This is a genomic window from Sphingobacterium bambusae (assembly GCF_033955345.1).
GTDB lineage: Bacteria > Bacteroidota > Bacteroidia > Sphingobacteriales > Sphingobacteriaceae > Sphingobacterium > Sphingobacterium bambusae.
The window spans coordinates 861,662-883,938 of record NZ_CP138332.1; the positions used below are offsets into that span (position 1 = coordinate 861,662).

16 protein-coding genes are annotated in these 22,277 nt (G+C 45.6%); 6 read left to right on the plus strand and 10 right to left on the minus strand.

Annotated features, from left to right (window positions below; all coding sequences use genetic code 11):
- Positions 1–428 precede the first annotated feature (428 nt).
- The 5 genes from SCB77_RS03625 to SCB77_RS03645 all read left to right on the plus strand — a co-directional run bounded on the left by SCB77_RS03625 (position 429) and on the right by SCB77_RS03645 (position 7,509).
- Positions 429–755: a hypothetical protein gene (locus tag SCB77_RS03625; protein ID WP_320185063.1), complete on the plus strand. Its 327-nt coding sequence runs from the start codon at positions 429–431 to the stop codon at positions 753–755.
- Between the two features lie 211 nt (positions 756–966).
- Positions 967–1,563, plus strand: coding sequence for a TetR/AcrR family transcriptional regulator (locus tag SCB77_RS03630; protein WP_320185064.1), 597 nt, complete (start codon positions 967–969; stop codon positions 1,561–1,563).
- Positions 1,564–1,676: 113 nt separating this feature from the next.
- The gene (locus SCB77_RS03635; RefSeq protein WP_320185065.1) at positions 1,677–2,876 is read left to right on the plus strand and encodes an efflux RND transporter periplasmic adaptor subunit; all 1,200 of its coding nucleotides are present in this window, start codon (positions 1,677–1,679) and stop codon (positions 2,874–2,876) included.
- Positions 2,877–2,894: 18 nt separating this feature from the next.
- The gene (locus SCB77_RS03640) at positions 2,895–6,080 is read left to right on the plus strand and encodes an efflux RND transporter permease subunit (RefSeq protein ID WP_320185066.1); all 3,186 of its coding nucleotides are present in this window, start codon (positions 2,895–2,897) and stop codon (positions 6,078–6,080) included.
- Between the two features lie 16 nt (positions 6,081–6,096).
- Positions 6,097–7,509 carry an efflux transporter outer membrane subunit gene (locus SCB77_RS03645; protein WP_320185067.1) on the plus strand — a complete coding sequence of 471 codons (1,413 nt, stop codon included), beginning with the start codon at positions 6,097–6,099 and terminating at the stop codon, positions 7,507–7,509.
- Positions 7,510–7,622: 113 nt separating this feature from the next.
- On the opposite strand, the gene SCB77_RS03650 is transcribed toward SCB77_RS03645, so the two are convergent.
- Positions 7,623–7,994, minus strand: a complete 372-nt coding sequence (locus tag SCB77_RS03650) for a response regulator (protein WP_320185068.1) — start codon at positions 7,992–7,994, stop codon at positions 7,623–7,625.
- A gap of 237 nt (positions 7,995–8,231) precedes the next feature.
- A complete protein-coding gene (locus SCB77_RS03655) occupies positions 8,232–9,011 on the minus strand; it encodes a metallophosphoesterase (RefSeq protein WP_320185069.1) in 780 nt (259 codons plus the stop codon).
- 199 nt (positions 9,012–9,210) lie between these two features.
- On the opposite strand from SCB77_RS03655, the gene SCB77_RS03660 reads away from it, so the two are divergent.
- Positions 9,211–12,204 (plus strand): ATP-binding protein, encoded by a 2,994-nt coding sequence (locus tag SCB77_RS03660; protein ID WP_320185070.1) that lies wholly within the window; start codon positions 9,211–9,213, stop codon positions 12,202–12,204.
- Between the two features lie 16 nt (positions 12,205–12,220).
- Here the strand turns inward: SCB77_RS03660 and SCB77_RS03665 are convergent, their stop codons facing one another.
- The 8 genes from SCB77_RS03665 to SCB77_RS03700 all read right to left on the minus strand — a co-directional run bounded on the left by SCB77_RS03665 (position 12,221) and on the right by SCB77_RS03700 (position 22,272).
- Complete coding sequence (locus tag SCB77_RS03665) at positions 12,221–13,234, minus strand: cytochrome-c peroxidase (RefSeq protein WP_320185071.1); 1,014 nt, start codon at positions 13,232–13,234, stop codon at positions 12,221–12,223.
- Positions 13,235–13,305: 71 nt separating this feature from the next.
- Positions 13,306–14,163 (minus strand): MbnP family protein, encoded by an 858-nt coding sequence (locus tag SCB77_RS03670; RefSeq protein ID WP_320185072.1) that lies wholly within the window; start codon positions 14,161–14,163, stop codon positions 13,306–13,308.
- 64 nt (positions 14,164–14,227) lie between these two features.
- Entirely contained in the window at positions 14,228–16,222 is a 1,995-nt protein-coding gene (locus SCB77_RS03675) for a TonB-dependent receptor plug domain-containing protein (protein WP_320185073.1), read from the minus strand.
- Entirely contained in the window at positions 16,222–17,142 is a 921-nt protein-coding gene (locus tag SCB77_RS03680; protein ID WP_320185074.1) for a hypothetical protein, read from the minus strand. The genes SCB77_RS03675 and SCB77_RS03680 overlap by 1 nt, the downstream gene beginning before the upstream one ends.
- A 243-nt stretch (positions 17,143–17,385) precedes the next feature.
- Entirely contained in the window at positions 17,386–17,610 is a 225-nt protein-coding gene (locus SCB77_RS03685; protein WP_320185075.1) for a hypothetical protein, read from the minus strand.
- Positions 17,611–17,916: 306 nt separating this feature from the next.
- Positions 17,917–19,059, minus strand: coding sequence for a DUF4998 domain-containing protein (locus SCB77_RS03690; protein ID WP_320185076.1), 1,143 nt, complete (start codon positions 19,057–19,059; stop codon positions 17,917–17,919).
- Between the two features lie 48 nt (positions 19,060–19,107).
- Complete coding sequence (locus SCB77_RS03695; RefSeq protein WP_320185077.1) at positions 19,108–20,319, minus strand: DUF5000 domain-containing lipoprotein; 1,212 nt, start codon at positions 20,317–20,319, stop codon at positions 19,108–19,110.
- A gap of 18 nt (positions 20,320–20,337) precedes the next feature.
- The gene (locus SCB77_RS03700; protein ID WP_320185078.1) at positions 20,338–22,272 is read right to left on the minus strand and encodes a RagB/SusD family nutrient uptake outer membrane protein; all 1,935 of its coding nucleotides are present in this window, start codon (positions 22,270–22,272) and stop codon (positions 20,338–20,340) included.
- Positions 22,273–22,277: the final 5 nt, after the last annotated feature.

Consider the following 22,277-nt stretch of genomic DNA (forward strand, 5'->3'; position numbering starts at 1 on the left):
GGAATTTGAAATTGTTAATGCGCGGTAATACTTGTTCATAATATTGTTTTTTTGTGGATACTATCTACTAATCGCTGCCAACGCCAATTGTGTAACGATATGCAAATATAGTACAATATTCAATAAAAACTAGTAAACCAATAGATTTTATTTCATAATAGATTACAGCCTGGCCATACATATTATAGTCGATAGCGTAGAGGAACATCATGCTCTATCGCTGGGGATTCCGCTACGAGCAATTTAGCAGAATCAAAAAAAATAATTATTAACCAAAACAACCATATAAAAACCTTTACTACTAAATCGCTATTAAAAACACAAACAGATAACCCAATATAATTTAACTTAATTTCTAATCAAATTCTAATCCACATCTTATCTTAAAACCGTATATTTAGAGGTAAATTTGCACGACAAGAAACAATATGCGAAGTATTAGTGAAAAACAACATCGTACATTAGTAGATGGATTGCAAAATCTTCAAGAAATGCTGCTGCAAGAAAAACTCGAAGGGACTGACAGCACGCAAGAAATTGAGGAAAGCATCAGTATGTTACTCAGCACCTATCAAAAATATGAACATCTTCTTGCACAAATGACCGTCATGACCGAGCAGTACAAAAAGATCCATCGACATGTGCGTGCGAAAACATTGGCTCCGGTGCTAAGAGCACTCAAAAAGAAATTAGAAACCGAATCGCCTTGTTATTTTCTGGTTCGAGAAATCTTGTACAAAACAAAAAATCTGTGAGCTCCTTTTTCTTATAGCGCACACCTTTATCAATGCAAACAACCTTTACAGACAAACTAACCCACACTTATCCAAACAAAATCTCGAATTGCTTCGCTAACTCGATCTAAACTTTTTAAAAGAAAAAGCGATATGACAAATCTATGTCAGTCGATTCCAAATTTAATTCTACTTTTGCCTAACGCTGTTAAATATTTTTATAGCATTAGAAATGGGAAGCAAAGAACGTATACAAAGGCAAAAAGAGAGCAACCGGAGCAACATTCTGGAAGCCGCGCTGAGCATCGTCAAAGAAGACGGATGGCAAGCGCTGAGCATGCGGAAAATTGCAGACCAGATTGAATATACCGCCCCCATGATTTACGAATACTTTGTGAACAAGGAGGCTATCTTGAACGAGCTCGCTAGGCAGGGGCATCTGCTATTGGCTAAGCATGTTCGACAAGCTAAAGCCGAACATACCGAGCTCGACGCACAGCTAGAAGCCGTGTGGATCAGCTACTGGGATTTTGCTTTTCAGGAACGTGAACTCTACCAACTGATGTTTGGCGTGGGAACGGCCTGTTGCGTGGGCGACAAATTAAAAGGTGTCGAATCTTTCGGTGACATTATCGCTGGCATCATTAAGGAAATCATGGCCGATAAATCACCATCTGACGAACTGGTTTGTCGAAAGTACTTTACGTTTTGGTCGATCATTCACGGCTTGATTTCGATTAATTTGGTTGACAAAGGCAATGGACCAACTACCAATGAGCAAGTTCTCAAAGACGCCATAAACGGCATCACACGCTCCTTATACGATTAATTTTTTTTGCACATAACAAAACATCGTTTTATTACCTAACAGTGTTAAATAATCTAATACACTAAATTAAATATTTACTCGAGTTTAAACTCCCTTAATTACCCACAAATCATATGAAAATGCATCCAACATCCAAATTCGTAAACGGCCTTTGGCTTAAATTTAACACTGTTAAATTGTTTACACCAGTAAAATCAATCGTGTACCTCCTTCCATTTTTGCTCTACAGTTGCAGCAGTGGCAACAGCCAGACGCCCGCAGCAGCCGTCGCGGTAGCCGTGCCGGTAATAACGATCGCCGATCGTGGACAAATGCTAGAGACAGAATATCCAGCGGCCATTGAAGGCACGGCCAATATCGAAATACGTCCGCAGGTGGACGGCATACTGGAGCAGATATTCGTAGACGAAGGCGCTAAAGTAGCTAAAGGACAATTGCTATTCAAGATCGACGGTCGCCCCTATCGGGAACAGCTCAATCAGGCAAAATCCAATCTGTTGGCCGCCGAGGCAGCCCTTGAAAACGCCGAGTTGGAAGTCGAAAAAAAGACGCGCTTGGTAAACAACAAAGTACTGACCGACTTCCAGTTGAAGTCCGCGCTAAGCGCTCGGAATATTGCGAAGTCCAATGTCGAAATAGCCAAATCGGCGGTGGAAACAGCAAAAATAAACCTCGACTACACACAGGTACGCGCTGCTTCGCAAGGATATATTGGTCGATTACAGCGTAAACAAGGAAGCCTAGTGGGCCCTGCTGATCAACTGCCGTTGACCACGCTTTCCGATGTGCACGATCTGCACGTTTATTTCTCGCTAAGTGAGAAAGATTTTGTCAAATTCACCAATGAATCCAAGGGTGACAACATAGAGCAAAAAATAGCCCAACTGCCCCCTATCTCTTTGATTTTAGCTGATGAGCGCCTTTATGAACATGAAGGAAAAATTGATATGGTCGATGGGCAGTTTGATAAAAACACAGGTGCCATCAGTATCCGCGCTACCTTTCCCAATCCGCAGGGGATTTTGCGAAATGGAAACACCGGTCGCATCCGCTTAGCGAAGACCTATCAGGAGGCCATCCTCGTGCCGCAAGCGGCCACGGTAGAAATACAAGATAAGGTCTTTGTATTTGCCGTAGACAAGGACAACACCGTATCGCAACAGTCTTTGGACATCGTCGGCAAAAACGGAGAAAACTACCTGGTAACGGGCAGCTTGGCTCCCGGATCAAGAATCGTTTCCCGAGGAATGGAACTATTGAAGGATGGGCAGCAGATCAGTCCTCAGGATAGTAAATCAAAAAACACAAAATAACATCAACGCAAAAGAACCATGCTAAAAACTTTCATAGAACGTCCTGTACTTTCTACGGTCATCTCCATCCTGCTCGTTATACTGGGCGTGATCGGTATATTAAAGCTTCCGTTACAACAATTCCCGGAAATAGCGCCCCCGGCTGTGCAGGTAACCGCACTTTATCCCGGCGCCAATGCAGAGACGGTGCTGCGCGCCGTGGCGCCATCACTCGAAGAATCCATCAATGGTGTGGAAAACATGAGCTACATGAGCTCCACAGCCAGTAATGATGGGTCGCTGATGATTACCGTTTACTTTAAATTGGGAACAGATCCCGATCAAGCGGCCGTCAATGTACAAAACCGCGTCGCGCAGGCAACCAGTCAATTGCCCAGTGAAGTGGTGCAAGCCGGTGTAACGACCGCCAAGCAACAGAACAGCCTGATCATGGTGCTCGATCTGTACACCGAAGGCGAGAAATATGATCAAACGTTTATCAATAACTATGCGCAGATCAACATCATCCCAGAGCTTAAACGTATTCCCGGCGTGGGGCAAGCCATTGCCTTTGGCGGCAACAAAGATTATGCGATGCGTGTATGGCTCAATCCGAGCCAAATGGCGACCTACAGACTAACGCCCGCTGAAGTTATGGCTGCCATCCAAGATAAAAATATCGAAGCGGCTCCTGGCAAATTTGGAGAAAATACCAAGGAAGCTTTTGAATTCATCATCAAATATAAAGGGAAGCTCAACCAACCGACGGATTACGAAAATATCATCATCCGTTCAAACAGTGATGGATCGATCCTTCGGCTAAGAGATGTTGGCCGCGTTGAACTTGGGGCATACACCTATGCCAGCAGTACACGCATTAATGGCAAAACGGGTTTGAACATTGGTATTATGCAAAACTCCGGTTCCAACGCTAACGAAATTCAGATCGCTATACAGGAACTTATGGATAAGGCATCACTGAGCTTTCCAAAAGGCGTAAAATACCTGGTTTTATACAATACCAAAGATGCGCTAGACCAGTCGATCGACCAGGTCAAGCAAACCTTGATCGAAGCTTTTATCTTGGTGTTCTTGGTCGTTTTCCTATTCCTGCAAGACTTCCGATCAACCTTGATTCCAGCTATCGCTGTTCCAGTAGCCATTGTGGGCACCTTTTTCTTCATGCAGCTCTTCGGCTTCTCCATCAATTTACTGACGCTGTTCGCTTTGGTATTGGCCATAGGGATTGTCGTGGATGATGCCATCGTTGTTGTAGAGGCCGTACATAGTAAAATGGAGCATAGCAATCTACCGCCAAAGCTGGCTACAACATCCGCCATGGGCGAGATTACCGGTGCTATTATCTCCATCACCCTGGTGATGTCTGCCGTGTTCCTACCGATTGGTTTCATGGAGGGGTCCACGGGTTTATTCTATCGGCAATTTGCCTTTACTTTGGCCATAGCCATTGTGATATCAGCCATCAACGCCTTGACACTGAGCCCAGCCCTGTGTGCATTGCTGCTCAAACCGGTGGAACATCACGGATCCAATACGAAAAAACTAAATTTTAAAGAGCGCTTTTTCGCGGGGTTCAATGTAGGTTTTGATAAAGTAACGAACAACTACTTGGGAGGTTTGCGTTTTCTGATCCGCAAGAAATGGTTGGGTATGGCTGCCCTTGCGCTGTTGATTGTTTTAACCGTCTTTATGATCCAGCGAACACCTACCGCGTTTATACCATCGGAAGATCAAGGGTTTGTTGCCGTTTCCGTATCGTTGCCCGCCGGTTCATCACTAAACAGAACGTCCAATGCATTGAAAGAAGCAGAAGAACTTTTACAAAACGCACCCTTCACAAAAACGTTGAACGTAATGTCGGGATTCAATATCTTGACCCAATCGACCAGTCCTTCGGCCGGCGTAGCTTTTATTCTGCTAAAGCCGCATAAAGATCGCGGACCACAAAAGGATATCGATGCCATTATGGGCGAGATCAACGCCCGCTTGGCCAAGGTGAAGGGTGCCAACTTCTTTGTGTTCACCTTCCCTACAGTTCCAGGATTTAGCAACGTGGACGGACTGGATATGGTTTTACAGGATCGAACAGGTGGTAAATTGGATAAATTTAGTGGCGTTGGCCAAAATTTCCTTGCCCAATTGATGCAACGACCGGAGATCATGATGGCCTTCACGACTTTCCGTGCCGATTATCCGCAATATGAACTACAGGTGGATGACATAAAGGCGGAACAGATTGGTGTAAAGACCAAGGATATTTTACAGACCATGCAAGGTTACTTCGGTAGTGCCCAAGCATCCGACTTTAATCGATTTGGTAAATACTACCGGGTGATGGTCCAAGCAGATTTTGAAAACCGTAAAGAGCTCGCGGCAATGGATGGTATTTTCGTAAAAAATGTACAGGGTGAGATGGTTCCGATCAATACCTTAGTGCAATTGAAACGGGTATTTGGTCCAGAGACGGTATCGCGTTACAACCTGTTTAACTCCATCGGCATAAATGCCATTCCGAAACCGGGATACAGTTCCGGTGATGCCATTCGAGCGGTGGAAGAAGTCGCTGCACAACAGCTACCCAACGGATACGCCTACGAGTTCTCGGGTATGACCAAGGAGGAAATCGTTTCCGGCGGACAGTCTACCTTGATCTTTATTCTTTGTTTAGTGTTTGTTTACTTTTTGCTAGCGGCACAGTATGAAAGCTATCTGATACCACTAGCGGTGATCCTGTCCATTCCAACGGGCATATTTGGTGTATTTGCTGCCATTGGGATGACAGGTATCTCTAACAACATTTACGTACAGGTATCCTTGGTGATGCTGATCGGTCTATTAGCAAAAAATGCCATCCTGATTGTGGAGTTCGCGCTGCAAGGGCGTAAGAACGGCCTATCCATAGCCAACGCAGCCCTCGAAGCTGCTAAGCTACGGTTACGCCCCATCATTATGACTTCCTTGGCATTTATTGCCGGCATGATACCGATGATGGGAGCCGTGGGCCCCTCGGCGCAGGGGAATCATGCCATTAGTATTGCCGCTGCAGGCGGTATGGCGGCAGGTGTCGTCCTAGGGCTGTTCATTATCCCGGTTCTCTTTATCCTTTTCCAAACGTTGCAAGAAAAACTTATGCGAAAAGGAGAGCATAATACTTCGCACCCAGACAGCATCAATCAACAAACCTTAGCGGAGGCACAACTTTAATTTTACCACGAGTATCATGAGCATAAAACGCAATTTTCTATTTTCGCTTGGCGCGTCCACTTTACTTTGGGCCTGCCAAGCGCAAAAAATCAAACAGGACGTCATACCGGCGCTTCCCGACAACTACCGTACAGAACAAACATGGAGCAACGATAGCAGCATCGCGCATATACAATGGCGCGACTTCTTTACAGATCCCTTCTTACAGGCATTGATCGATACCGCACTTCTCAAAAACGTAGATATGCAGATCGCCCTGAAGAATATCGAATCTGCAACATTGGAGGTAAAGCGTGCCAAGGCCGCTCTGCTCCCTAGCTTGCAACTGCAAATCCAAGCAAACACGACCAATCCATCTAACAACAGTTTAAATGGCGTTAGCTTATCGCAGTTTTTAGGACAAAACCATATTGAAGATTACAATGCAGCACTTGCTGTATCTTGGGAAGCCGATATTTGGGGAAAGATCAAAAGCCAAAAAGCAGCGGCTTTTGCCTCCTACCTGCAAACTACGGAAGCCAAAGCTGCCATCCAAACACAGCTGATCAATCAAGTAGCGAAAGGTTACTATAGGTTGTTGATGTTGTACAGCGCCAAAGAAATCGCGGAACAAAGTCTGCGCTTGAGTGAGAACAGTCTTGCGCTAGCCCAATACCAATATGAAGTTGGCGACATCAGTCTGCTTGCTGTAGAACAGATCGCCGCCCAAAAATTGGCCGCTGCAGCGCTAATCCCAGACTTTCAGCAGCAGGTTGCACTACAGGAAAACGCGCTACGCATCCTGAGCGGGGAGCTACCCGCGGAAATCCGCATCCAGAAAAAACTACAGGACGTAGAACTCCCCAGCCTGATCGGTGTGGGGGTTCCGGCACAGCTGTTAAGCCAGAGACCAGACATTAAACAACGAGAATTGGCAATTGTGGCCTCAGAAGCCTCTGCGCATGCTGCCCGAGCACAAATGTATCCCTCGCTGGTTATTAGCGCCCAAGCCGGAGTCAATGCACTTACTGCCAGCAACTGGTTCAATATCCCAGCTTCGCTCTTCGGATCGCTGACCGGCGGCCTGACCCAACCTATCCTTCAGAAAAGACAGTTGCGCACGCAATACGAATTGGCGCAAGTGGAATACGAAAAAAGTGTGATCCTGTTTAGACAAGCAGTCCTAAATGCCACAGGAGAAGTGTCGGACGCTTTGGTCTCCATTCATCGTCTTGCGGAGCGCGAAAACATCGTTTTAGAAAAGACAGCCCGCCTTAAAAGTGCGATACAAAATGCTGATTTACTTTTTGAGACAGGTTCAGCGACCTATCTCGATGTGGTGGCTGCCCAAAGCAGTGCGCTGCAGAGTGAGCTTGAACTGGTACAGATACGCCAGTCAGAACTCGCAGCAACGGTAGACCTCTATCGCTCCCTTGGCGGAGGCTGGTAATACCTTTAAAAACTCGTTTTTATATACGATGTCCCAAATTAACAATTCATAGGATGAGCTTGTTAATTTGGGACAAAAATAATTATAAAAGCAACGTGAGATCTATTCGCTTTCTAGGAAATCACCTTATTAACGACAGAAAGCAAGTCCGCTATATCAAAAGGTTTTGCCAAAAACTTATCCGCCCCAGCATTCATGGCCACAGACTTTCCATTTAGGCTTGCCGATATACAAAGAATAAAAACATCGTCGAACTTGATATCAGCCCGTAGTTGACGAACGATAACATCGCCCGCCATATTGGGCATCCAAAGGTCGATGATCAATAAAGCGGGTTGGTTGATTTCTAAACGTGATATTAATTTTGCGCTATCAGGTTCTTTGTCAACCTGAGCGCCCGCACTTTCAACAATTAATTCCAACATATTTAGGATACCGTGATCATCATCACATATCATCACCTTGCTTCTATCGCGAACATTCATCGTGTTTTCTCCCCTTAATTACATGACATCATCTCCAAAAAACGTATAACTATTGACCAGCTTTTTTGCGGATGAAACAGTTTTTACTTCTTTCTTGATAGAGCAAATCTCAGACCAATTGTTGTTTGCAACCGGATACTACACAAGCCGTATACTTAAAATGAATCCCTCAAGCCCATTAAACAACCGAAAATTATACACTGTAAAAAAGTATTACTCCAAAGGTCAAGATAAATACTAACCACGAAGCATGCTTTGACTGTAAAGTTCAGGTATAAGTGTGGATTGCCAATACTCTTTGGAGTCGATATCCATGATGCTGAGTCGTCCCTTTCCTCCAGCACCCGTATCCATATTGGTGATATTAAACACGGTCATGGGTTGATCCGAATTCCAGTTGATCGTCTGTGTGTGCCCAATATAGATTTCTGCAAACGATGTTTTTTGGTTTCCCCATGGAGCGTAAACATCTGGATCAATCCCATTCATTGCATCCATCCACAATGATCGGTCAAAGTAGTAGTTTTCTTCATCCTGCCCGTGGAAATAGGTTCTTGTATCAAATCCAGCATGCACAAATAGGCGCTTTTGATCGTCTATATAATAAAGCCGTTGCTCTTGAAAGAATTGATGATGATGTGCTGGTATGCGATGGGGCGCAAGCGTCGTTTCAAAGCCATCTCCTTTTGGAAAATAAATATCGGGAGGTTGAACATGTCGAAGATAGGAAATAATTGTTCCCACAGCGCCATGCCTCCAGTGACGAGGATGCCTGCCCGTTTCAAGAAACTCCATGAACCAGACGTCATGGTTGCCTTTGATAGCAATCAGGTTCTTAATTTTCAACAGCTCCTCCACACATTCGAATGCTTGATCTTTACCGTCCAGCACGTCCCCCAATTGGATCAATGTATCCACTTCATAATCGAAACCCGATAGCTGCAGACATTCCTGCAAAGCTGCAAAGGCACCGTGAATATCGCCCATCACAAACGTACGTTTAGTTCCTCCATCCATAGCGTGCATTTAGTAATAAACGCAAACCGGCCTAAATAGATTTTACGATGTTAAAAAATAATAAAAGCCAACACACTACAGCCCATCCTATTTTTGTAAATTCAAAAAAATATTAATTAGTGCCAAAAAGGTGATAAAAATCACTCCAATCCTAGCGTCCCCCTTGCCGTAACATGCCATTATTACCGTATATTTGTAGATGCCACATACACAGAAGGACATCTTCCTAGCCTTAAACCATAGTCCAGAAGCAACGGCTATTTATAACAACAGTTCGATAAGAATTGCCTATGTCAATCTTAAGATGTTGGAGATATGGGATAAAGAGGCCGACATTATCGGATCTAATTTTGGCGATGTTTTCCCAGAATTCCGGGAGCAGGGCTTTGACGACATCTTGAAGAACGTATGGAGGAGTGGAGAAACCTATATGGCAGAAAATACGGCAGCGGATGTCAAGGTAAATGGTGTATTGACGCGTTTTTATTTTGACTTCACTTACAAAGCGCTCCAAAAGAATGGTGAGACCTATGCGATCTTACATACAGCACGTGAAGTATCGGAAAGAATGGCTGCATGGGATAAATTGGCCGAAAAAGAACGTATACAGAAGTCCCTCAACGAGGATTTGGCAGCTTCCAATGAAGAAATTCAGGCCTATGCCGAGGAATATCAAGCTATTAATGAAAAGTTGCAAGACACCTTACAGGATCTAAGTCTTTCCTACCATCAACTCCAAGAAATCCACGATAAGCTTTCTGCTACCGAAAATCGGGCGACCTATTTGCTGGAGCAAATGCCCTTAGCTATTGGCGTGTACGATGTACTTACGGAAGCCATCCAAACCGGAAACCACTTGTTCAAGGATTTGTGGCAAGTGGATGATTTTTCGACAAATGGACACCTATCATCTTTTCTGTCGCCAATTTGGCAAAAATTTTTCGAGGAAATGATCAACCGCGTGCGGCATACAGGAAAGAGCAAAACAGTACTCGACAAGAAAATCAATACCAACAGGGACCACGAAGCATTCAAGTCCTTTTACAACTTCGTTTTTCAACCCATAAAAAATCAAGCGAATCAAGTAGTTGCCATCCTTATCGTAGCAAACGAGGTAACCGATCAGAAGTTGGAGAAAGAAAAGGTAGACCTTGCTTTGGAACAAGCCCGGCTGGCCAAAAAAGCAGCTGGTTTTGGGGTGTTCGATTTCGATCTTGCCCGAGAACGGTTGACCGGCGATAAGCGTTGCCGCCAAGTGCTGCAGCTCGATGAGGAAAAACCCATTTTTTACAAAGAAGATTTCATTGAACGTATACACCTACAGGATCGAGCGCGCGTACAGCAGGAAATCAGACAGACCTTCCATCGAAAAAATCTGAACAGCCACCTCTCTACAACCTTTCTGCTCGAACAAGCAGAAGAGTTTCCCAAAATCTGGGTGCAGCTTATCGGAGAGGTTTATTACGACAAAAAAGGGCTCGCCGCACGTTTTATTGGAACTATTGCCGATGTAAGCGAAGACATGCAGCTCCGGCAGGAACTGCTAGACAGAGAAAAGAACCTCCAAGAAAGCAACGAAGAACTTGCCGTCACGATGGAAGAGCTTGCCGCCACCAACGAAGAGCTGCTCGCCATTAATGAGGAGCTGCAACGTAGTAAATCATTGACAGAACAAGTAAATACAGAATTAACGACAACCTACAATAAATTGCTGGTTAGCGAAGAGCGACTGGAAGTTGCTATCCGATCGTCACAAATGGGCGTTTGGGATGTCAACTTTATCGATGAAACCCTCAATTGGGATGCTCGAGCGAAAGAGATATTTGGCCTAGACCCTGAAAAACCTGTTCCATATGGACAACGTTGGAACCATATCCATGATGAAGATCTACCAGCTGTGGAGATGGCCGTTAGCATGTCCAAAAAACCATCATCCGAGGGTCTATTCAACACGCAATTTAGAACGACGCCCAATGAAGAGGGAAACTCTAAATGGGTGCAGCTGCAGGGTCAGGTATACTTCTCTGAAGTGGGTGATCCTGTTCGCTTTGCGGGAACAGTGGTTGACATTACGGAGAAGATCGTCTCGCAGCAGCAGATCGATGTGATCAACCGCTCTATTGCGCAAAAGGAAATCGAGCAACGCATGATTGTCGATGCCGGAAAAATAGGCACCTATTCTTTCGATCTGCAGAGTAAAGTCGTCACGACAAACAAACATCTACGCGAATTGCTACAGCTGGATGGAAATAAGGATATTTGGACCGAGCGCATCTTCCGTAGACAGGTACATATACAGGGCGAAAGACAGGAGACATCACTATTGAGCATTATCTCCGATCAGGAGCTGTTCGATGTCGAATTTGAGTTGGAATCCACCACCAATACTAATAAAATATGGCTACGATCCATTGGGCAGAGCACTTTTGATAGCGAAACTGGAACAAAAATGGTTTACGGTATCCTGCTCGATATTACCTTGCAGAAACTGGAAGAAAAGCGTAAGATGGACTTCTTAGGCATTGTTTCCCATGAGCTGAAATCGCCCCTCACATCCCTTTCGGGTTATATCCAAATTCTAGAAAACAAAAGCAAAAACTTGGAGGATAAACTTTTCTCCTCGTTGCTTGCCAATGCTTCACGGCAAAACGTACGCATGCGCAACCTGATCGAAGGTTTCTTGGACGTGGCACGTATTGGTGAGGGCAAATTGGGATTGAAATTAGTGTCGTTTGACACACAGGAATTACTCGAGCAGATCAGGCAGACCTATATGGTGACCACAGATAGCCATCGCATGATCTTTCAAATCGACACCCAACATATGCTGACTGCCGACCAAGATAAGATCGAACAGGTGATTGTCAATTTCATCAACAATGCCATCAAGTATGCACCGATAGGGTCTGAAATTAAAATAGAAGCCACGGTTCATGAAGAAGTATTTTTAGTTCGCGTGACCGATCAGGGTCCCGGGATATCCGCGGATAACAAACAAAAAATATTTACCCGTTTTTTCCGCGTGGAAAACGAGCAAACCGAACTGATCAGTGGCTTTGGCATCGGCCTCTATATTTGCAGCGAGATTATTAAGCTACATGGCGGGCAAATTGGCCTCGATAGCGAACAAGGAAAAGGAGCTACATTTTGGTTTAAAGTGCCCATAGCTTCTTCCACAATTACACTTTTGTAATAAACTGTTCTGCCGCCTATTGTTTAGTAAAATCGTGATCGCTCAGGGTTTCTAGAAAAGTAATTAAGTCGCTTTTCTCCTGCTCCGTCAAGGGAATTCGATTACCGTTTTCTTTCAATATAGGATCTAAGTTATCGGCCGCGACAACGCCTTGATCAAAATAATCCAGTACAGCTTTTAAGGTAGCGAACTGTCCGAAGCTACCATAGGGCGCTGTAAAAGCAACATTACGTAAAGAAGGCACACGAAATTTTAGATAATCATCAGCACGGCCCGTAACACGGGCCCTTCCAGCTTCTTCCGTGCTCGGATTTACGGGAAACCCTATGTTACGGAACGATTGATCGGTGAATAGTGCAGCGCTATGGCAGCTCGCACATTTCTGTTGAAACAGTTCAAATCCTCTAGCCTCTATTTCAGTGAATGCTTCGCCCTCTTGCCGCATCACCTTGTCGTACTTGCTGTTCGCCGAAATCAAGGTATACTCATACTGGGCAATGCTTTGGTAAATTCGATCCGCCGTAATATTTTCGTCGCCAAAAGCCTTTTTAAATAAAGAACGGTAACCGTCTTCTGCACTTAGTTTGCCGATAACCTCCACAATAGAAGAATTCATTTCTTCATGCGTGATGATAGGCACTAACACCTGCTTCTCCAATTGCAGCATATTGCCATCCCAGTTGTAAAATTTCATAAAGGCCATATTTTGTACGGGAGGTGTATTGCGAAGCCCTACCCTTCCTTGAATACCCAAGGCTTGGGAATTGGCATCAGCAAAAGCATGTGCAGGCTTATGGCAGCTTGCACAGGAAATGCTGTTATCTCTACTAAATTTGGGTTCATGAAAAAGACGCTCACCAAGTTCAACGCCATACTTTGTCGGCAAATTTTGCGATACGGCTGTATTTAAGACGGGAAATCCTTCAGGAATATCCAACTGCAGGACAGGATTATCGAGAACAAAGGGCTCTTCTTTGCTACAGGATAGTACGATAAGCAGTAGCGCAAGCACGAAAATAACTTTTTTCAAAACGAAAAACTTATGTAAATAGTTTGAGCTGATCTACCGCCGTTAATTCCGGCGGTAGATCATCCCTACTCTTAATTTGTTACGGCCGAAACAGAAAACATGCCGGTCAGGTCATTTGTACCGTTTCCGCCCAAGTTATCAACGTAAAGTACCATATTTGCTGCCGTATGCACACTGGGTGTAGCATTACCGTCGCCTAAGGTTATGGTATTTATTTTACCGCTCAACAGTTTATCGAAGTCAGCTTTGATACTGATTCGTGGTGCACTTTGCCCAACGATGGCATGTGTGGAGAGGTCTAAAATAACATCTCGGTAAGCATCCACCCCTTGCACATAGCTTGCCGGATCGTCTTTCGTTCCCTCTACTGTGCTCCCCGTATGAATAGATAAGGTTTTGTTATCTGCCCCGTAAAACCCTTCTATTTTAGTAAAACGGTAGCCTGTTCCCCACTCCCAGTGCATCTGTGTATCATTTGCTCCTGCAATTCCATAAAACGAGGGGAAGCGTACCTGATCCAAGGTATTCAGCGCCTGAGATACACCTAATCCAAATTTGATCTGCTTGTATTCCCCCGCTGGGATATCACGCAAGACGAAGTCCAACGTCGCTTGTTTAGATTGGTCGATCACCGCAGCGCCCCTATCGAGATCGGCAACGTGATACGGAAATTCAACGCCATCCGCTTTTACCAAACGTATGTTACTGATAACATAACGTAATTCCGAAAAATGGTGTTGCTGTCCTTTTGCGGAGGTATTAACCGTTGCCTCGGTAGCACTTGCTGCGCCCAACACGATAGTTTCATCTTTAAAGGTGTTGTTAAAGTGTAACGTAAGGCTGTTGGCCACGGGAACATCACTTTTGCTACACGAGATCAGTGCTAAGAAACCTAATGTTAATCCTAAATAGTTCAATAAATTTTTCATTTTTCTTCGTTTTTATGCTGTAAATATTTCTGTCAAAATTTTAATTTAATCCCTTATTCCGCTGTTAAAAAGATAGCTTGAGCGACGTGAATAGGTTCCTCCCCATGCGGGGAATATTACCCCAGTCGGCATATGTACTGTAGTAGGCATCGAAAATATTTTCCGCCCCAACCTGCAACATAGCCTTGCATCTTCCTATTGGGAAAGTATAATCCGACGACACATTCCATATGTTATAGGCTGGCGTTTGATCTTCACCAAACTCTGGGCTGTAATCCGCGTGTACGAAATCGCCATTCAGCGACGTCTGTGCTCCAAATCGCCCCTGTCCGTAGTGTAGCGAGGTTTGGTAGCTTAACGGTCTAATAAAGGGCAGATTTCCGCCATTATCATCCTGCGCACGCGCATAGGTAAGCACCCCAGTCCAATGCAAGTTTTCCAAGATGTGGTAATTCCCTTTAAGGGCGAGATTGAACAGGCGTGCGTAATCCAACGAGGTGTAGCCTTTCACGCCTACCGACTGATAGTTCATCGGGCTTCCCATGCCCAATATCCGCCCGATGATGTAATGCTCGATGTGAAAGTAGTTGGCCTGCAGATCCAGGTTAAACTTGTCCTTTTTGTAGCGGATGCGCGCATTGGCTTCGTAAGAAACCTCATTGGACAAATTGGGATTACCGATGTAGTCGTAGCGATCAAAGCTATTGTAGATATAGTAACCATAACCCTCGGAAACCGATGGGGCACGATGTCCATAGCCCACCCCGGCAGCAAGCTGAAAATCAGCAAGCTGACACTCATAGCGTGCATATGCGCTCGGCAATATTCTTGTTTTTTCCTGTGGCGCCCCGGGATGAAATATCCAATTGAACTCGACGTACTTCGCATGGTTGTAGTTCAGTCCCAGCGATCCGCCCAGATGGATTTGGCTTTTCTCGGTAATATCCCAGGTGTTATTCATCGACAGGCCACCGTAACGCGTGGTCACCCAAGGCCAACTGTAAGCAAACATCGTCCGATTGCTGCGATCTTGCGGATACATCCGCATTTCCGCGATCGAAAGGTTATCGTATGCATTAAGCTGTATTTCGGAAGAATAGCGACCACGGCTTAAGGTCAACTTGCTGAGCAAACCATAGGTAGTGCTCCACCCGGGCATATCCATGTGCACCAAATTCTCCGGACGCGTTGTATCGTCCATGTAATGCTCTATGGCATTGTAATAGATCTTGGATTCCCAAGCTTTCACCAGTCCCTGCTCAAACAATTGTTTGTAGGTTGCCGAAGTAATCAGCGCACGTGAAAGCCAAAGATCCATGGGCAATGCCGGAAAACCCACATCTTTCGCCCGATCGAAAATTGCATCTACCCGCAAGGAAGACAGATCGCTAGTTTTATAAGCCAATCCGATTGAGCTGTTGAACTTGTTGTACTGCGAATGCCGAACCTCTTGTCCGCTACCATCCACATAATTTCCAGCTTTGCGAACAGAAAAGCTTCCTTCCGCAACAAATCGTTGATCCGCATAAGCCACATTTCCCAAATTAAAAAACTGCTTATTATTGGCTTCGAAACCTGTCTGATAAGCGCCTGTCCACATTTTACGCGTTTGGAAAGGTGTATTTTTACGCTTTAGGTCAATGCCACCCGCTACAGTTGCCCCATGCATATTGCCCGATTGTCCGGAGCTGATGTCTATGGTCGAGAGATTATTGCTCTCCACGTAAGAGGTTATTGGATCCATCTTATCCGTGCAGGCACCGAAGATGTGCATGCCATCGATCGTCAGATTGGATCGTTCCGTTCCCATATTGTTAAGTAGGGGCTCCCAAGCATAAGCACCACGCTTGATAAAGCTTATATTTTCCGACGACGCCAAAAACTCGTCCACGGAAACCGACATCTTCATGGCGGTCTCCATTTTTCGCTTTGCCATTCCCTCTACACGAACTTCCTCAATATGCCGGGTGCTATCTTTGTCGACTGACTGCACCTGCGCTTGTGTACATGTCCAAGAAACGAACAGCAACAAGCTAATTCCCGTTATCTTCATCTTCATCAAAATAAAATATCGAGATAAAGTTCACTTTTCACACCTTGAACCCCTGGTGTAAAATCATCGGGTACCACGGTCCCCTTTACGATCTTCCCCAATGGATCCGACAGGATAAAGTTTAAGGTCCAGTTTCCCGTCATCGTATAATTCACTACGCCTTGGTACAAGCCATCACTTCGCGCTGTCAAATCTTTGTTGTTGGGCGAGGAATGATTGCCCATGGACGGCTCGGGCATACGTGGATCTAGCTGTAATGTGTACCCTTCAACAGCGGCATAAGAAAACAGCTCGGGCTCGGGAAAATTACCTGATGTAGCCGTGCTGGGTTTATCATATCGATAGATACCCGCAACAAGCTCGTTCTCCGCAACGTTAGGCTTTTGAGGGCCTACCAATGCAATGACGTAATGCGCCCCGTCGCTACCTATGAAGCTGGTCATATTCAAATTTTTATTAGGTTGAGGTACAACAGCAATGGCCTCATCGAGCTGATGTGTGACACCATTAGTGCGGAAACTCATGTACAATCGCCATTCGTTGCCTGTACCACTTTCTTGGGTAAAGACCACATAACTTGTATGGTAGCCGCTATCCGCTTGATGGACCAATTGATAGCCATGTGGCCCTGTCGTATGCTGGCCTTGGGCATCCGTAAAAATGGGGAGGCAGGTTATCTCCTCAGGCTCTACCGCTACAGCTCCGCGCTGCACCGATACGTGAACTTCATTGTAACCTTTATAGAAAGTGCCATTTAAACTGGCAATGTGGATGGTATACCCATCTTTTTCAAAACGTGCCACTTCCTTAAAAGTAAGATGCTCGGTAACGACCGTTTCAATTTCGGCCTCATAATCTGTTTTATCCTTCGTGCAGGATGAGACGACCACGTATAGGGCAGCCGCCATAATCATCAATAGTTTCATGAATGATGTTAATTTTTTTGAATAGGAAAATTTTGCGTATTGAGCTATCGTTAACCGAGCACGATCCGTAAAGGCAATAGCCTGAGCCTTGTCTGCACCATGCTCATAATTGGCGTAGGCAAGCTTAATCGGATAAAGATGTTCGATTAAAAAATAGCGAAGCGCGTTAAGCGTAGAATACTGAACATATGGGCATCAGCCCAGCGCTATAGCGATGGACCTGCTTCGTATCCAGAAATTACGTTAAACCTGTTCGTCGAGACGGGAAATTGGAGGGCGGAATACGGATTGGTTATGATCAAAGCTGTAATCAACAGTGTAGGCAGGGAAGAAAGCCGTTTGAAGAGGTTCGCTTGGCAAGCACATGGAAAACCTGATGTAGTCTTTGTGCAGGTAAAGCGCATTGCTTTCATACACGAGCATGTTCTTTTTAGCGTCCTTTTTCTCCTGTTCTTTGATCTTTTTCATCAAGATACATTGTCCGTTACAATGCAACTCGGGCCGGCTTTTGTTTATACATTTCGCCAAATACGCCGGCAGGTGCATCTGATATTCCACAGTCATTATACTGCGGTAAAAAGATTGCAATGTCAATGCGATAAGCAAAAAATACGTGCAAAAAGCTTTCAAGATCTGTTTTTGTTAAACGATATGCGACAAAACTAAGAAAAGAATTTTGCAAAAAACACAAAACGAAGGTCAAAAATAAAAAATTAAGGTGTCGATGCTATACACTTGTACAACATCGACACCTCTATCAGCTTGCAAGCTAAACTATGGCGTGCTAGTCCCGTAAACCGAGAATTCAGCTAAATGGGAATGTGGTGGCCCGCCACCATTCAACTGATAGATCCGGATATACCGAAGGGTGGGCGCGCTAGCAATCAAGAACTGTTGTGGCCCAGCGACATCGGCAAGATTAAAGGAACCATAGGGTACCCATTCTTCCGTTTCTGCGTTACGTCCTTCGATCAAGAAATCCTTAAAATCGGCACCTAGATAGTCATGTCGTGAAGTCAATTCCACCATATCAACTTTTACAGGCTTTTTCATATCGAAGGCCAGCCAATGCGGAAAAGGCGTGGTGCCGGCAGAATGCCTGGTATGCCAATAGGTATTCGGATTGTCATCGATCACGAAATGCGGAGGACCACCATTGGGCAGCTGGCCGGTTGCTTCGTAGGTATCTGCTGTAGCCAGCCAATCGCTTTTATCAATCTTGTAGGAATAAGCGTGTGCCTGCAATGGTGTACCAAAAGTATCTATAGACAAGGTATCTGGGATATACAGGGTACGATAGCTAAAGGTGGTTTCCGGTTTGTAGTTTGGCAATACCGACCTACTTTCCCCGACAGGCGTATTGATTCGTTTGATACTATTGCTCTTGTCGGTATACTCCACCTGTGTGGATACAGCGCCCAAAGTCTTGTCAATATCCCGCCAGACGATTGTTACATTATCGTTTTGGTCGGCAATTGCCGAGATAATGAGTCGATTGTTCAACGAGGCTTTGTAGGCGTCGCCGTATGATTGCCCAGTAGCATAAACCGGAACAGACCGGTTTCCTAACGCATCGAACGTATGGATACGGAAGTTGTAGAGGTTTTCTGGCAGGCTGATGAGTTGCCGCATCGTATCTATTCCGCCGGTTTTAACGACGGGCACATCCATCGAATCACGCATATTGTTCCAATAGATACGGCACATGGTGACCTTCGGATCCGATCGAAAAAGGCCCTGAACAAGCACCCGCTCGTCGCCGGAGAACACCACTACTGAATCGATCTTTCCCGTGTAGGAAATGTCTCCGTTCTCCACGAACTGCTTGTAGTCGTCTATTTTTGCACAAGCACCTAGCAGCAAGAGAAAAGACAGTATCACATAGCTCCTCTTAAAATTATTATATCGTTTTTTCATTTTTGTTCATCTTAAAATTTAACAATACCTGTTCGACAGTAAGTTTCACTAACGTGTATCACCATAAACGTTGATCTCCTTAATTTCAAACCAGCTTGTTCCCATCCAGTTTTGAATGCTTTTAAAGCGTAAATACCGCACCTTAGGTACACTGGGATCAAGATTGTAGTCAAATCCGGCAACCGCTATATCCCAATCCTCGGTCGACGTTTGGCCATACGGCAGACCGGAAGGTTTTACATTTTCAAAAGTGCCCATCTTGGTCCAGCTATCCCAACTACCATCCGAGCTTGGATTAGCCGATCCCCATACCTCGAAAAAGCGGAGCTGCCCCCTGTAGTAAAACTGATGATTACCGTTGCTCATAAATTCCGCATAGTTCCATATTTTCACTCGGCTTAATTTCGCCAAAACACCAAGGTCAATGCTTATCCACTGTGGATTCGGATCAACGACATCCGTAAGCATCCGGTTACTGCCCGAAGAGCTATTATCACCGTCCCATATAGCCGGAATCCCCGATGTAACCGTCTGTATTTTGGCGTCTCCTGGCAAGCGTAGCTCTCGGAACAAGGATTTGCTTAAAGCCTCCTCATACAAGGGACTGATCTTATCAAACAAGGTATCCGTATAGTTCATGAAACGATCGCGTACCGTCACACCAAACTCCTGCCCCAAGGTGTCCAAGCCCCGAGTGGTGTGGCTAATATCACGCTGCGACGAGTACACATAAGGTAGAAAAGGCTCCCATCTACCCAAGGAATCTTTTCGAACAATCTCCAACGCGATGCTGGCCTGCGCCGGATTCTGCGCCGTGATGCGTATGCCTGCGAAATCGGGAAGGATGCGCAAGCTGCGATAGACGGCCCATATAGGATTTTCCAAAGGACGCACAGTCACCATCACCGGAGCCGACGCTACTTCGCTCCGATTGACCGCGTAAAGCCTAACCTCATGGTCTTCCGTATCGGCAAAACCATCCAACTCCATGCTGTTCGCGTAATAGGAAGATTTTATCTCCCGCACTACACCTGGTCTTATTTCATAGACAGCCTTTACATACAGCAGGTCTTGGTCGCGTGGTAGTACATACGTAACGCGAGCCTTCCCGGCTTGGTTTTCTACGGAAACGTTAGTTACCTCCCCTGGTGGATTATCGTTTCCTTCCAGCGGGCCGATCTTATGTTCTTCACACTGTGTGCATACAAATAGTAGTAAAACTGCCGTCGTCACCGCATAAATTCTTTTATATATCTTCATGATCTCATCTTTTAATTATTACCATCCTGGATTCTGTACCAAGTTTACATTGACCGTCATTTCCGATAGACGAATAGGCCAAAAGTAATCGCGCGGCGCAATAAATCGTTGTTGAAAGATTGTGCGTACTTGGTAATACGCAATAGCATCCTTTTGGTTGATATCCCATCCGCGAATGGGGCCATTGAGCTCGCGCGCCGCTTCCTTCCATCGGCGTAGATCCCAAAAACGGCTTCCCTCGAAGGCCATCTCAATAAGCCGCTCACGGCGAATGATGGCGCGCATACCTTCTTTTGTGGTGGGTTTTGCGGGGTTTGTGGAATACTGTTGCCAAGATTCCTGCACCCCCTTTAAGCCTGCACGGGCACGAATAAGATCGAGGTATTGGTGCACCTCTGCCACTGGACCAGCAAATTCATTTAAGGCTTCCGCATACATCAAGTATACGTCTGCTAGCCGTATTTCGGGCCAAGGGTATTCGCGGATGGATGCATTGGCGGCAAAGCGAGATTCCCAGTTGACTAGCTTTTTGCTGTAGTAGCCTGTTTCCGAATAGAGTCCGAAAGTCGCTCCAGCACTAATCTGCCCTACCTTTGCTTTCACCGTATAAGCCTCATAATCTCGACGTGTCGGCAAATCAGCCGTGAGCCACTTACCCCCGTCGAAGCCCACACTGGCGTAGAAACGGTTTTCACGATCGTAGTTCAAACGCGCCGTTTCGTAGCGTTCTTCAAAATTTACGCGTTCCGCCGATGTTGCAATACGCAACTGATCGATTTGGCTAAAATCGCGTGTTTTATCTTCTTCGATAGGCACACCATGGTCGCTGTAAAACTGTTGCACTACCTTCAAGGTTGGCGCAAGGGAAGCATAAGCGGAATTCACGCCCATATCTGCATGCAGCAAGGGCTGCGCAGCGCGCTGCAGCGTGCCGGCTCGGCTATTCGAGAGTCCCCAAACGACCTCATCGTTCCAACGTTCGGTAACGGCTCCCCGAATGCTCATTTGGATCATGCTGGTATCCGTCATCTCAAACTCTGGCGTGCGGTAGTAGTACAGTTTATGTCCAGCAGCTTCCGACTCGTCTATCGCCTCCTTAGCAGCATCTGCTGCCCGCTCCCATTTTTCCATACTTGCAGCTGCCGGAAAAAGTAGCTCACCATCTGTATTGGCAAACGAAGCATAATCAGGATTTCCATTAAACAAAGGGCTAGCGGCCATCAGCAACAGTTTTGCTTTCACGGCACGATTGATGGGACGCGTGATGCGACCGAGTTCATCGTTTCTATTGTTTATGATGGCCGGTAGGCTACTGTATGATTCGTCCAGTAGCGCCACAATATAGTCAACGCATTCGTCCACCGGACGACGTTTGATGCGCACAGCTTCGGGTGCTGCGGAGATCGGAATATTCTCGTCAACAATAGGAATGGGTCCATACATGCGCAGCAGGTAAAAGTGATAGTAAGCCTTGAGGAATTTAACCTCTGCCAGCCAACGAGCACGTCGATCGACCTGTAGGTCGCGTACCTTTTCTGTATTGCTGACGTTCTCGATAAAGATGTTGCAATGGCGCAGCGCCTCAAATAGATCCTTGCCTTCCTGCATGCCGTCCCAATAGTTCGCGGCAGGCTCACCGGAATTTTGCAATCCGCGAGCGATCACGGTCCAAGGTGCAGCCTGAAAGTATTGCCGATAATCCGGGATCCACAGTTCGTCTCCGGCCAGGAGGCCAACATTACCTTGCGTGGAACCACTCCTCGGCAAGTAACTGTAGCAGGTGAAAAGGTACTTTTCTGCCTCCACGGTATTCGCGAAAGCATGGTCAATCGTTGCCACGTTATCCGGAACGATATCCAAACTGTTTGTACAAGAAACGCCAAGACAAACGAATATAGCGGCGGCTAGTGCGTACAGCCGTCTACTTTGATAAGGTTTAATGTTCTTTTTCATGCGAT

What these genes read in the sequence shown, in the direction of transcription:
- SCB77_RS03645 (WP_320185067.1), top strand. Translation starts at nt 6,097, where the DNA reads ATGAGCATAAAACGCAATTTTCTATTTTCGCTTGGCGCGTCCACTTTA.
- SCB77_RS03640 (WP_320185066.1), top strand. Translation starts at nt 2,895, where the DNA reads ATGCTAAAAACTTTCATAGAACGTCCTGTACTTTCTACGGTCATCTCC.
- SCB77_RS03700 (WP_320185078.1), bottom strand. Translation starts at nt 22,272, where the DNA reads ATGAAAAAGAACATTAAACCTTATCAAAGTAGACGGCTGTACGCACTA.
- SCB77_RS03630 (WP_320185064.1), top strand. Translation starts at nt 967, where the DNA reads ATGGGAAGCAAAGAACGTATACAAAGGCAAAAAGAGAGCAACCGGAGC.
- SCB77_RS03690 (WP_320185076.1), bottom strand. Translation starts at nt 19,059, where the DNA reads ATGAAAAAACGATATAATAATTTTAAGAGGAGCTATGTGATACTGTCT.
- SCB77_RS03680 (WP_320185074.1), bottom strand. Translation starts at nt 17,142, where the DNA reads ATGAAACTATTGATGATTATGGCGGCTGCCCTATACGTGGTCGTCTCA.
- SCB77_RS03635 (WP_320185065.1), top strand. Translation starts at nt 1,677, where the DNA reads ATGAAAATGCATCCAACATCCAAATTCGTAAACGGCCTTTGGCTTAAA.
- SCB77_RS03625 (WP_320185063.1), top strand. Translation starts at nt 429, where the DNA reads ATGCGAAGTATTAGTGAAAAACAACATCGTACATTAGTAGATGGATTG.
- SCB77_RS03675 (WP_320185073.1), bottom strand. Translation starts at nt 16,222, where the DNA reads ATGAAGATGAAGATAACGGGAATTAGCTTGTTGCTGTTCGTTTCTTGG.
- SCB77_RS03660 (WP_320185070.1), top strand. Translation starts at nt 9,211, where the DNA reads ATGCCACATACACAGAAGGACATCTTCCTAGCCTTAAACCATAGTCCA.
- SCB77_RS03670 (WP_320185072.1), bottom strand. Translation starts at nt 14,163, where the DNA reads ATGAAAAATTTATTGAACTATTTAGGATTAACATTAGGTTTCTTAGCA.
- SCB77_RS03655 (WP_320185069.1), bottom strand. Translation starts at nt 9,011, where the DNA reads ATGGATGGAGGAACTAAACGTACGTTTGTGATGGGCGATATTCACGGT.
- SCB77_RS03695 (WP_320185077.1), bottom strand. Translation starts at nt 20,319, where the DNA reads ATGAAGATATATAAAAGAATTTATGCGGTGACGACGGCAGTTTTACTA.
- SCB77_RS03685 (WP_320185075.1), bottom strand. Translation starts at nt 17,610, where the DNA reads ATGAAAAAGATCAAAGAACAGGAGAAAAAGGACGCTAAAAAGAACATG.
- SCB77_RS03650 (WP_320185068.1), bottom strand. Translation starts at nt 7,994, where the DNA reads ATGAATGTTCGCGATAGAAGCAAGGTGATGATATGTGATGATGATCAC.